Origin of the sequence: Komagataeibacter xylinus (assembly GCF_031081985.1) — a bacterium.
Taxonomy (GTDB): Bacteria; Pseudomonadota; Alphaproteobacteria; order Acetobacterales; family Acetobacteraceae; genus Komagataeibacter; species Komagataeibacter xylinus_E.
Genome location: NZ_JARWSK010000007.1, coordinates 152,356 through 163,769, shown reverse-complemented (window position 1 = coordinate 163,769; position 11,414 = coordinate 152,356). Strand labels below are relative to the sequence as shown.

The window sequence follows — 11,414 nt, the reverse complement described above, 5'->3', positions numbered from 1 at the left end:
ACCCTGTGTTTTTATGCATTACCGGAGAAACCAGACCCCATGGATGAACCCCGCCTGAAAACCGGCCTGTGGGTCCGGGCAATGCTGCGCCAGGCTGGACAGAAGGGAAATCCGGGCATGGTGCTGCACCATGGCGATGATGATGCGGGGGGCGTTCTGGTCGTGCTCATGGGGCGGCAGGGGCGGATGTGCGTGCTGGCCCAGACCCGTACCCCCGATGGACGCCGGGCATGGTTCCGCGCTACAGGGGAGACGGATGTTGATCAGGCTGGTGTTGACGCCTATGTCACACGGCAGATGGAACGCGACCCCGACTTGTGGGTTGTTGAGTTCGACGCCCCTGATCTGGCGCCGCCGTTTGAAGCAAGATTGATATGAAAGACGTGATTCCACGGGTTTGAAAGCAGGGAAACCGATCCGGCCGGCAAGGTGTGGCATCTGGCACACAGTCAGCCATGCCAGTGGGCCACACACCCCCAAGCGGCGGGTTAAGGTGGGGGCAATGGATTGTCAGGGGCGGTTTCTTTCAGCAAAAGAATGCGGATGCTGATCAGTCCAGGGAATATGGCACGTGCACCCGACCGGGCCTATATGCCGGAAGAGGCCCGTCGAAGGGAGAAAAAGAGTATGAATCTGCGGTACGGATTGCTTGCAGGGTCTTTATTGGCTGCCTCGGTTACCCTGGGCTCCGTGCTGGTCTCCGCCCCTGTATTCGCCCAGCCTGTCCAGGGCCTGTATATGAGCGGTGAAGGTGGTGCGACCTTCAACCAGGGCCAGGTCATACGGAATTCTTCGGCACGTGATCAGTTTCGCACCGGTGCCATCGGCCTCGGCGCGATTGGCTGGGGGCTTGGCAATGGCTTCCGCGTCGAACTTGAGGGCCATTATCGCAACAACGACCTGAAAACCGTGGGTGGCAATGCCGCCTATCATGCCCATGCCGATGGCCGGCAGCAGGAATCGGGGCTGATGGCCAATGCGCTGTTCGACCTTGATATCGGCAAAAGCTGGCTGTTCCCGTATTTTGGCGCGGGTATTGGCTATGGCTGGCAGAACATGAACACCACCATCACGGGCAACGTGAACGGGGCGAGCTACAACCAGCACGTGAGCGGCAGCTACGGCAACTTCGCCTATCAGGGCATATTCGGCCTCTCCTTCCCCATGCCATGGGTTGTGGGCCTGTCGGCTACGGCGGAATACCGGTTCTGGACCATGCTTGGCCCGCAGTCGCACCACTCGGTGGTAACAGGCAGCGAGACCACGCTTGCCGCCATGAACGGCGATTACGGCTTTCGCAACGGCAACCGCGACAGCCGCACCGACTTCAACCATTCGCTGATGCTCGGCCTGCGCTACGAGTTCAACCCGGCCCCCCCGCCGCCGCCGCCGCCGTCAACCAACGCCGTGCCCGCCCCCGCCGAGAACCGGACCTATCTCGTGTTCTTTGACTGGGACCGTAGCGACCTGACCGACCGCGCCCGTTCCATCGTGGCCGTCGCGGCCCAGGCCTCGACCAACACCCAGACCACGCGCATCGAGGTCAATGGCTATACCGACAACTCGGCGGCCCATCCCGGCCCGCAGGGGGAAAAGTATAACCAGGCCCTCTCGCTCAAGCGTGCGCAGGTCATCAAGGCCGAGCTGGTGCGTGACGGCGTGCCCGGCCCCGCCATCGACATTCACGGCTATGGTGACGCCAACCCGCTGGTGCAGACCGCCGCCAACACGCGCGAGGCCCAGAACCGCCGGGTAGAAATCATCCTGCACTGATTGGACATTTTCACGTCCGGGCATGAAAAAAAAGCGGCACCGCAAGGGAGCCGCTTTTTTCATAGGAAGGTGCCTGAACTAGACCAGTCCGGTGAACAGGGATGTGGACAGGTAGCGCTCGGCAAAGGAGGGCGCGATGGTCACGATGGTCTTGCCTGCATTCTCTGGCCGCCCTGCAAGCTGTATGGCCGCATGCAGCGCCGCCCCCGATGAGATGCCCACCGGCACCCCGTCCAGCCGCGCGCAGCGGCGGGCGGCGGCAATCGCCTCGCGCTCCGATACCGGCAGCACGCCCGCCAGCGCCGCAAGGTCGAGCGTGCGGGGGCAGAAACCCGGCCCGATTCCCTGAATGCCATGCGGCCCCGGCTCATCGCCGTTGAGGATGGCGCTTTCCATCGGCTCCACGCCATAGACCTCGATGCCTGGCTTGCGGAGTTTGAGCCCATGGGCAATGCCGCTCGCCGTGCCGCCCGTGCCCAGGCCCGCCACGACAATATCAACCTCACCCGCCGTATCGACCCAGATTTCCTCCGCCGTGGTGGCGGCATGGATTGCAGGATTGGCCGGGTTGTCGAACTGGCGCGGCATCCAGGCATTCGGGGTTTTTTTCAGGATTTCCTCAGCGCGGGCGATGGCGCCCGCCATGCCCAGGCGCGAGGGCGTAAGCTCAAGCTGGGCATCGAGCAGGCGCAGCATCTTGCGCCGCTCGATCGAGGCGCCCTCCGGCATGGTCACGATCAGCCTGTAGCCGCGTGCCGCCGCCACAAACGCCAGCGAAATGCCGGTATTGCCCGAAGTCGGTTCCACCAGCGTGGTTTTGCCGGGATGGATCTCGCCACGCGCCTCGGCATCCTCGATCATGGCAGCGCCAATCCGATCCTTGACCGAGGCGAGCGGATTGAAGAACTCCAGCTTCATCAGCACGCGGGCGGCCAGGCCATCCTCGCGGGTCAGATGCGGCAGCGCGACCAGAGGCGTACCCCCCACGGTCTCGACAATGGAGTCGTATATCCGCCCGCGCGGGGCGGCAAAACCGTACGTGCGATCGGGCGGGGTGGTTTTCGTCATCCGGTATCACTCCTTGGTGCGGTATGGCCTATTCACGCGTGCAGTCTGACATAATCCACCATCCTCCTGAACAGAAGCGTGGAACAATCACCCAATTACTGATAAATGGGGAGAAACCGGTTTTTCATCGAGGCAAGGCGAGGCTGAACGATATGCTGCTGCGGCGTGACAGGACCATGATTGCCATACTGATCATGCTTGACGTGGCCTTTCACGCAGGGCGGAACGGCACCATCAGTGCTGCCGACATCGCCGAGCGCGCGGGTCTGGCCCGGCGCGGGATCGAGCCACTGCTCCAGACCCTGTCACGCTCGGGCCTGCTGGAAAGCGTGCGCGGCCCCCGTGGCGGCTACCGCCTCGGCCGCCCGCGGCGCGATATCATGCTTGCGGATATCCTTGCGGTCATCACGGCGGAGGACAACACGGATGACGGCCCGATTGGCGGCCTGTTCCAGAAAGTTGTCGAGCCATGCTGGCAGGAATTCGATACGATGATCGATGAACAGTGCCGCAAGATCAGCCTTGATGACCTTGTGCGCCGGGCCGAGCATGCGGGCATGCGCCGCCCACTGCCCGAACCGATCACGTTTTCAATCTGATCTGACCCTACCTGCCAGCCCTGCCGCGGCAGGGCTGGCAGGCCGCCGGGTTATTTCGCGGCGGTGACGGTAGCGGTCACATCCATGTATTCACGCGGCTTGCCCCCACCGGGAATCAGCACCACACGGAACTTGTCCGGGCCGGAATAGGCGGTATTGGCCGTGTACGTCACATAAGTGTGATCGTTGTAGTTATAGATGAACACCTTGCCGTGATCGGGCGCCGGAGAGACGCCAAACGAGGCATAGGGGTGGCCAGCCGCGGCCCGCGTCTCGATGGCGCAATAGCCATCATCGCTACGCACCTGCATGGTGGTGGACTTCGTGTTCTTGCCCGCATCGGCAAGGCTGCCCACCTGACACTGGCCGGAGGCCTTCATGTAGTTGTAGGGATTGGGGGTTCCGGCAATGCCACCAAGGTTTACCGCCGGTTTGTTGTCACATCCGGCGAGCAGAATGCCCGTCGTCATCATGATTGCAGACAGTCGCAGTCGCACTCGTCAGCTCCGCTGTGTTTGATACATCACCCGTTAAGGACCATTGCGCCTGCGCCGCCCCGTAACGGTCAGGATTGGCGCACGGGCCAACCACCGTGGCATACGCTGTAGAACAACGCACCAACGCGGGAAAGCCCCACCCGCCAGCTTTTGCGCAGGCATGCACGCCCTGCCCGTGTGGCATACCCGGCTCACGGGGCGCTGTCATCCCATCGTGCATTCATAACGCATGTTTTTGAACGCGGGTCTGCCGCGCGCCCTTTTGGCCGCAGCCTGTTTGCGCTATAGACCTGATCCGGATTTCATCGTGCCGGAATATGCGGGGTCCGTGCATTACCCCCATTGGCAACCGCCCCACTACCTCTGGAGAACCCGTCCTGATGTCCATGTCGATCTGGCGCGCTGGCGCTGCAGCTCTTGCCCTTGTGGGGCTGGTTAATGGCGGGCAGGCACTGGCTGCCGGTCCGTGCTCCCCCTCGCCCGCGCATGAGGCGTTTGACGTGCAGGGGCTGAAGAGCCAGCTCATGGTCACCGCGCTGTCCTGTGGCGTGCAGGACAAGTACAACAACTTCGTCGGCAAGTTCCGCCCCAAGCTCGCGGCCGAGGAGCATGTGCTCAACGGGTATTTCTCCTCCACCTATGGCCGCAACGCCCAGCGCCAGCATGATGACTACATCACGCAGCTCGCCAACGTGCAGTCCGAGCGCGGCCTGCAGGCGGGCACGGCATTCTGCCAGCAGCATGTCTCCATGTTCGATGAAGTGCAGGAACTCGAAAGCACCGCCGACCTGTCCGCCTACGCCCAGGCCAAGGACATCATCCAGCCCGCTTCCTACCTGACCTGCACGGCCCCCAACCGCCCGGCCGCAGCCCCCGCCCGCCCGCGCACGCCCGCGCGCCGCACGGTGCGGAGCTGACGCCCGCGCCAGCCTGCACGGCAAAGAGCTGAAGAAAAATCGGGGCCGGGCTTTGTCCGGCCTTTTTCATGCCTGCAAGTGCGGGCATAGTCAGCGCTAAGGAGACAGGCCGCGCAGCTTGACAGGACGTGACCTGACAGAACAAAGAACGCTTCATGAACGACGATCTTTTTTCCACGCCTGCGCCCCCTGCCCGGCCCACCCCGCACAAGGTTCCCCCCGCCGCCATGCCAGACCCCGCAAAAAACGGTCCCGATTCCTATGACGCCAGCGCCATCGAGGTACTGGAAGGACTCGAACCCGTACGGCGGCGGCCGGGCATGTATATCGGCGGCACGGATGAGACAGCCTATCATCACCTCGCCTCCGAGATCCTCGATAACGCGATGGACGAGGCCGTGGCAGGCCATGCCACCACCATCGATGTAACCCTCGAGGCCGGTGACTACCTGACCATCCGTGATAACGGGCGCGGCATTCCGGTGGACGCGCATCCGCGCTTTCCCGACCGTTCGGCGCTGGAAGTGATCCTGACCACGCTGCATGCGGGCGGCAAGTTTTCGGGCAAGGCCTATGCCACGTCGGGCGGGTTGCACGGGGTTGGTTCATCGGTCGTCAACGCGCTGGCCTCACGCATGGAAGTCGAGATCGCGCGTGATCGCGCCCTGTGGCGGCAGGTCTATGAGCGCGGCCGCCCGCTTTCAGGCGTGGAGAAGGTTGGCCCGGTCAATAACCGGCGCGGCACCCAGATCCGCTTCACCCCTGACCCCGAGATTTTCGGGCGGCTGCATTTCTCGCCCGCGCGGCTGTACCGGCTGTGCCGCTCCAAGGCGTTCCTGTTCCGTGGCGTGACCATCCGCTGGTCGTGCGATCCGGCGCTGATCAAGGACCATGACATCCCCGCCGAGGCGGTGCTGCACTTCCCCGGTGGCCTGGCTGACAGCCTGCGCGATGAACTGGGCGAAAAAGCCGCCCTGCTGACCGACCTGTGGGCCGGTGATGCCGACCTGCCCACAGGGCCTGATGGGGCCGATACGGGGCGCATGGAATGGGCCATCGCCTTCCTTGAGCAGGGGCCTGCGGCGCTGGCGTCGTACTGCAACACCATTCCCACCCCCAATGGCGGCACGCACGAGACCGGGTTTCGCAACGCGCTGGTCAAGGGCCTGCGCAACTGGGGCGAGCAGCGCGCCAACAAGCGCGCGGCCAACATTACCGCCGATGACATCATGGGCTGCATCGCCGCCAAGCTCTCGGTATTCATCCGCGACCCGCAGTTCCAGGGCCAGACCAAGGAGAAGCTGACCAGCGGCGAGGCCAGCAAGCTGGTCGAGACCGCGCTGCGCGACCGCTTTGACCACTGGCTCGCGGGCAACCCGCCGCAGGCCGACAACCTGCTGGCCTTTGTGGTCGAACGCGCGGAAGAGCGCCTGCGCCGCAAGGAGCAGAAGGACACCCCGCGCAAGAGTGCCACCCGCCGCCTGCGCCTGCCCGGCAAGCTGACCGACTGCACGCGCGAGAACGCAGCCGAGACCGAGATCTTTCTCGTCGAGGGCGATTCGGCCGGCGGCTCCGCCAAGCAGGCCCGCAACCGCGAGACGCAGGCCGTGCTGCCGCTACGCGGCAAGATCCTGAACGTGGCCAGCGCCTCGAATGAAAAGCTGCGCGGCAATCAGGAACTGCGTGACCTTGTCGAGGCACTCGGCTGCGGCACGGGCGAGCGCTTTGATGCGAGCAAGCTGCGCTATGGCCGCATCATCATCATGACCGATGCCGATGTGGACGGCGCGCATATCGCCTCCCTGCTCATGACGTTCTTCTACCGCGAACTGCCCGGCCTGATCCGGGGCGGGCATCTGTATCTTGCCCAGCCGCCGCTCTACCGCCTGACACAGGGCAGCAAGAGCGTTTACGCCATGGATGACGCCGATCGCGAGCGCAAGCTGAAGAAGGTGTTCAAGCCCAACAGCAAGGTCGAGGTCTCACGCTTCAAGGGGCTTGGTGAAATGCCGCCCGCCGACCTCAAGCAGACCACGATGGACCCCAAGCACCGCACGCTGCTCAAGGTCATCACCCCACCCGAGGACCGGGCGTTTACGCTCGAGCGCGTGGAACACCTGATGGGCCGCAAGGCGGAACTGCGTTTCCGCTTCATTCAGGAACACGCCAATCAGGTCGATAACCTCGACGTATGAAAAAACCCGGCCTCCAGATGAGGGCCGGGCTTTAAAAACAGACGTTTTTGGTAAAGCTTTTTTCAAAAGCTTCAGAAGAGCGCCGCCTTAAAAAAGGCGGCGCCCAAAACCTTTATCCTGCCACATGCGTGATCTGCGTGGGCTCGACTGCCGCCACGGTAGCCAGCGGGTGCAGCAGGTAGGTCACGGCGGGGTCGAACACGCGCAGGAACGAGTTGGGATGCACCCCCATCCACACCGTAACGATCGCCAGCGGTACCAGCACGGCCAGTTCCTGCCCGGTCAGGTCGCGCAGCAGTGCCACGATGCCACCCCGATCCGCGCCAAACAGCACGCGGCGGTAGAGCACCAGCATATAGACCGCCCCCAGGATCATGCTCGTGCCGCCGAGGAAGGCCAGCCAGAACGAGACATGCAGCGCGCCGACCATGACCAGGAACTCACCCACGAACGCCCCTGTGCCCGGCAGGCCGATATTGGCCATGACAAACAGCATGGCCAGCGTAGCCAGCACCGGCATCTTGTGGGCAACACCTGAGAATGCGCTGATCTCGCGCGTTTCCGCCCGCCAAGACACGGCAGAGACACAGAAGAACAGCGCTGCAATCACGATGCCATGCGACAGCATCTGGAAAATCGCACCATCAATCCCCTCAGGCGTGAGCGTAAACAGCCCGATGGCGATCACCCCCATATGCGAGAACGAGGAATAGGCGATCACGCGCTTCATATCGGTCTGCGCCAGGGCGATGATGGCGGCATAGATCACCGCAATCACCCCCAGCGTCAGCACCACGGGGGCGAACAGCCGCGCCGCATCGGGGAACATCATCACCCCAAAGCGCAGCAGCCCGTATGCCCCCGCCTTTGACAGCACGCCAGAGAGCATGACCGAGGCCGGGGTCGGTGCCTCCGTATAGGCATCGGGCAGCCAGGCATGCAGCGGGAAGAGCGGCAGCTTGACGCCAAAGGCGATGATGAAGCCCGCCAGCAGCCAGCACTGCATGCCGTGGCCAAAACCGTGATGCTGCAGGGCCACGATGTCGGTGGTGCCGGTGGCGTTCCACATGGCCAGCAGTGCCAGCAGCATGAACAGCGAGCCGCCAAAGGTGAACAGGAAGAACTGCAGCGAGGCCCAGACCCGGCGCGGGCCGCCCCATACGCCAATCATGAGGCTGGCGGGCAGCAGCGTTGCTTCATAGAACACATAGAACAGCACCAGATCGAGCGCCGAGAACAGGCCGATCAGCGTGGTTTCCAGCACCAGCATGGCCACCATGTAGTCACGCACCCGCCCCGTGACCTGCCGCCACCCGCCAATGATGGCCAGCGGCGTGAGGAAGGCGGAGAGCAGCACGAACATGAGGCTGATGCCATCAACCCCCACATGGTAGGACATGCCCGCGCCACTGGCCCAGCCCACCTGCTGCTCGAACTGGATGCCGGGCCTTGCGGGGTTGAACTGCGCCCACATGACAACAGCCAGCACGAACACGATGCTGCTGGTCCACAACGCCACCCAGCGCGCGGCGGTCTCGATACTCTGGGCCGTGCCGCGCGTGAGCAGGATGGCCGCAGCCCCCACAAGGGGCAGATACGTAACTAGGGAGAGCAGGATCGGATGCACATTCGGTCTCACATCATCCATGAATGATGCGCTGACCCTAGGAGCGTTGGATGGAGAGAATCCAGCCACGCCCCGCTCACATTATGCCGAGGAACCCCGGCATGCCTGCCGCCGCCACACCCCTGCCCCTGTGCTTGCAGGCCCTGTTGCGCGGCCTAGCGGCGGCCGAACATCCGCTCAAGATCGGCCTTTTCCAGCTTCAGCCAGGTGGGGCGGCCATGCGAGCAGGTGCCCGCGCGCGGGGTGCGTTCCATGTCGCGCAGCAGGGCGTTCATTTCCTCGTGTGTGAGCCTGCGGCCCGCCCGCACACTGCCATGGCAGGCCATGCGGGCAATGATCGCATCCATGCGGCTGTCCAGCGCATCGGCCTGGGCGGGGGTGGAAAGCTCGTCCGCCTCCAGTTCCTCGGCCAAGTCGCGCAGCATGGAAGCCGGGTTTTCCTTGCCCAGCAGCGCAGGCAGGGCGCGCACCAGCACCGCCGTGCCGCCAAAGGGTTCGATCTCGATGCCCAGCCGCGCCAGCGCGGGCGCGAAAGGCAGCAGCACGTCCACCTGCCGGGCGGGCAGGTCCACCACCTCGGGCAGCAGGAGTCGCTGGGCGCGGATCTCGCCGCCCAGATACTGCGCGCGCAGGAGCTCATGCGTCAGGCGCTCATGGGCGGCATGCTGGTCCACCAGCACCAGCGCGCCATCCGCCGTCTGTGACAGGATATAGGTGCCCAGCACCTGCGCCACCGCCGCCCCCAGCGGATGCGCCATGGCGGCCGTGGTGTCCGTATGCTCAAGCACGGCGTCAGGCACCGCCTTGCGGGCGGCGGGCAGGGCCGCGAGCGGCAGCGACGACTCGGCAAAACCGGGAGGCAGGCCCGGATCGGCCTGCGGGGTAGGCACCAATGGCGCTGCCATGCGGGTGGACAGGTCCGCCGCGTCATTCCCACGCTCGGGCGGGTACCAGATGCGGGCGGAGGATGGCCCGCGCGACTGGAGCAGGTCGGGCCGCACGCCCGCAATACCCGCCCCGGTGCCCAGAACCCGCCCCAGCGTGCCAATGACCAGCGCCCGCACTGCAGCCGAGTCGGCATAGCGCAGTTCGGTCTTGGCGGGGTGCACGTTCACGTCCACCTGCTCGGGCGGAATTTCAAGCGACAGCGCCACCACCGCATGCCGCCCGTGCTCCATCACGTTGCGATAGGCCACGCGCACCGCCGTGCGCAGCACGGGATCGACCACGGGCCGCCCGTTGACCAGCAGCATCTGCCCGTTGGCCGTGGCCCGGTGCACCGAGGGCGCGCAGATATAGCCGCTCAGCTTCAGGTCGCCACGCTGACCTTCAACCAATAACAGGCCATCGGCCTGACCGGCCTCGAGAATGGCCGCGACGCGGGCGGCCCGGTCCTGCGCGGGCAGGTCAAGGACCACGCGCTGGTCGAATTCCAGCCGGAACGCCACATGCGGGGCAGATAGCGCCAGCCTGCGCACCACGTTCTCGGCATGGCTGGATTCGACACGCGGGCTCTTGAGGAATTTGCGCCGCGCGGGCGTGGCAAAGAACAGGTCTTCCACCAGCACGCGGGTACCCGCAGGCCCAGCACAGGGTTCAGGCTGGCCCACAGCCCCCCCTTCCACACGGATCGACCATGCCGAATCCGCTCCACGTTGCCGCGACATGACCGTAAGCCGCGCCGCAGCGCCAATGGAGGGCAGCGCCTCGCCCCTGAAACCAAGGGTGGAAATGCGCACCAGCGTCTCGTCACGCAGTTTGGAGGTGCAGTGCCGCTCCACAGCCAGGCACAGATCATCGGGCGACATGCCGCAGCCATCATCAGTCACTTCGATGCGGTCGATCCCGCCCCGGTCGAGGCGGATGCCGATGCGCCTTGCCCCCGAATCCAGCGCGTTTTCAACCAGTTCCTTCAGGGCTGCGGCCGGGCGCTCGATCACCTCGCCCGCGGCAATACGATTGACCACCTGCTCTGACAGGCGACGGATAACCGGCAATTCAGGCGTGGAAGACGTGTTCATGCGGATAAACCGGGGTTGTGGAATACGCGGATGCCGCACCCGTGCGGGCCAGCCCGCATGGGGCGGCCAGAAAAGCCCCTCCAGCAAACATCCCGTAACCATAAGGGACGTTGCCGGTGGCGCCATTTCAAAAAACTTCAGCGCGTGCCGCTTTTTAAAAAAACGGCAGCTGGAAATCTCTTATTTGGCCGGGCCGCTGACGGTGGGCGTAGCCCCCTGGGTCAGGTTGCGGCCAAGGGCCGAATCCTCGCGCAGGCGGGCGTTTTCCGCCTTGCCATTGACCAGGTTCCCCGCCCCGCCACCATGCCAGAACATCAGCTTGTCCACAAAGCTGGTGTCAGCCCGGCCCATCTCGCCCTTGTCGGGCTCGTTCGCGGCTTCCTGCGCCTGACCCACAAGGGCGGTCTGCCCTGCGCTGTCCGTGCCATCAGCCCCCTGCAGCGCCACGTTGGGCGAGAGGGTTTCAAGCGCCTGCATGCGCGGGTTGGTGTCCTGCGCGCGCTGGACCGCATTGCTGTTGGGCGCGCCGAGTTCATCCGATGGCGGCATGGACAGGGGCGCGCGGGTGGTGACGGTGTATTCGTCGGGCAGGCTGCGCTCGAGCCCGAAAGCGCGCGAAACATCGGCACCCGTGCACCCCGAGAGCATGAAGCCACTCGACACAAGCAATGCACATGAAAGGGGTCTGAGAGCTGAAATCGCCATATCTCGCCTATT

10 protein-coding genes are annotated in these 11,414 nt (G+C 64.4%); 5 read left to right on the top strand and 5 right to left on the bottom strand.

Going from position 1 to position 11,414, the window contains the following annotated elements:
* Positions 1–39: 39 nt before the first annotated feature.
* Both QEG70_RS14010 and QEG70_RS14005 read left to right on the top strand, forming a co-directional pair.
* Positions 40–378 carry a DUF1491 family protein gene (locus QEG70_RS14010; RefSeq protein ID WP_308721231.1) on the top strand — a complete coding sequence of 113 codons (339 nt, stop codon included), beginning with the start codon at positions 40–42 and terminating at the stop codon, positions 376–378.
* A 249-nt stretch (positions 379–627) separates the two neighbouring features.
* Positions 628–1,773 (top strand): OmpA family protein, encoded by a 1,146-nt coding sequence (locus QEG70_RS14005; RefSeq protein ID WP_308721230.1) that lies wholly within the window; start codon positions 628–630, stop codon positions 1,771–1,773.
* Positions 1,774–1,851: 78 nt separating this feature from the next.
* On the opposite strand, the gene cysK is transcribed toward QEG70_RS14005, so the two are convergent.
* Positions 1,852–2,841, bottom strand: a complete 990-nt coding sequence (gene cysK, locus QEG70_RS14000; RefSeq protein ID WP_308721229.1) for a cysteine synthase A — start codon at positions 2,839–2,841, stop codon at positions 1,852–1,854.
* 152 nt (positions 2,842–2,993) lie between these two features.
* Between cysK and QEG70_RS13995 the strand changes: the two genes are divergently transcribed.
* Positions 2,994–3,440, top strand: coding sequence for an RrF2 family transcriptional regulator (locus tag QEG70_RS13995; RefSeq protein WP_061273344.1), 447 nt, complete (start codon positions 2,994–2,996; stop codon positions 3,438–3,440).
* Between the two features lie 50 nt (positions 3,441–3,490).
* Here QEG70_RS13995 and QEG70_RS13990 read toward each other — a convergent pair whose 3' ends face one another.
* The gene (locus tag QEG70_RS13990; RefSeq protein WP_308721228.1) at positions 3,491–3,913 is read right to left on the bottom strand and encodes a hypothetical protein; all 423 of its coding nucleotides are present in this window, start codon (positions 3,911–3,913) and stop codon (positions 3,491–3,493) included.
* A gap of 404 nt (positions 3,914–4,317) precedes the next feature.
* Here QEG70_RS13990 and QEG70_RS13985 point away from each other — a divergent pair, with 404 nt between their 5' ends.
* The gene (locus QEG70_RS13985; RefSeq protein ID WP_130730629.1) at positions 4,318–4,854 is read left to right on the top strand and encodes a hypothetical protein; all 537 of its coding nucleotides are present in this window, start codon (positions 4,318–4,320) and stop codon (positions 4,852–4,854) included.
* Positions 4,855–5,009: 155 nt separating this feature from the next.
* Positions 5,010–7,049, top strand: coding sequence for a DNA topoisomerase IV subunit B (gene parE / locus QEG70_RS13980; RefSeq protein ID WP_308721227.1), 2,040 nt, complete (start codon positions 5,010–5,012; stop codon positions 7,047–7,049).
* Positions 7,050–7,161: 112 nt separating this feature from the next.
* On the opposite strand, the gene QEG70_RS13975 is transcribed toward parE, so the two are convergent.
* The 3 genes from QEG70_RS13975 to QEG70_RS13965 all read right to left on the bottom strand — a co-directional run bounded on the left by QEG70_RS13975 (position 7,162) and on the right by QEG70_RS13965 (position 11,366).
* Positions 7,162–8,697, bottom strand: coding sequence for an NADH-quinone oxidoreductase subunit M (locus tag QEG70_RS13975; protein WP_308721226.1), 1,536 nt, complete (start codon positions 8,695–8,697; stop codon positions 7,162–7,164).
* Between the two features lie 134 nt (positions 8,698–8,831).
* Positions 8,832–10,697 carry a DNA mismatch repair endonuclease MutL gene (gene mutL / locus QEG70_RS13970; RefSeq protein ID WP_308721225.1) on the bottom strand — a complete coding sequence of 622 codons (1,866 nt, stop codon included), beginning with the start codon at positions 10,695–10,697 and terminating at the stop codon, positions 8,832–8,834.
* 180 nt (positions 10,698–10,877) lie between these two features.
* Positions 10,878–11,366 carry a DUF3035 domain-containing protein gene (locus QEG70_RS13965; RefSeq protein WP_308721255.1) on the bottom strand — a complete coding sequence of 163 codons (489 nt, stop codon included), beginning with the start codon at positions 11,364–11,366 and terminating at the stop codon, positions 10,878–10,880.
* Positions 11,367–11,414: the final 48 nt, after the last annotated feature.

Excerpts from the sequence above, each read along its gene's own strand:
- QEG70_RS14010 (WP_308721231.1), top strand. The coding sequence starts at position 40 with ATGGATGAACCCCGCCTGAAAACCGGCCTGTGGGTCCGGGCAATGCTG.
- QEG70_RS13995 (WP_061273344.1), top strand. The coding sequence starts at position 2,994 with ATGCTGCTGCGGCGTGACAGGACCATGATTGCCATACTGATCATGCTT.
- QEG70_RS13990 (WP_308721228.1), bottom strand. The coding sequence starts at position 3,913 with ATGATGACGACGGGCATTCTGCTCGCCGGATGTGACAACAAACCGGCG.
- QEG70_RS13975 (WP_308721226.1), bottom strand. The coding sequence starts at position 8,697 with ATGGATGATGTGAGACCGAATGTGCATCCGATCCTGCTCTCCCTAGTT.
- QEG70_RS13985 (WP_130730629.1), top strand. The coding sequence starts at position 4,318 with ATGTCCATGTCGATCTGGCGCGCTGGCGCTGCAGCTCTTGCCCTTGTG.
- QEG70_RS14005 (WP_308721230.1), top strand. The coding sequence starts at position 628 with ATGAATCTGCGGTACGGATTGCTTGCAGGGTCTTTATTGGCTGCCTCG.
- cysK (WP_308721229.1), bottom strand. The coding sequence starts at position 2,841 with ATGACGAAAACCACCCCGCCCGATCGCACGTACGGTTTTGCCGCCCCG.
- parE (WP_308721227.1), top strand. The coding sequence starts at position 5,010 with ATGAACGACGATCTTTTTTCCACGCCTGCGCCCCCTGCCCGGCCCACC.
- mutL (WP_308721225.1), bottom strand. The coding sequence starts at position 10,697 with ATGAACACGTCTTCCACGCCTGAATTGCCGGTTATCCGTCGCCTGTCA.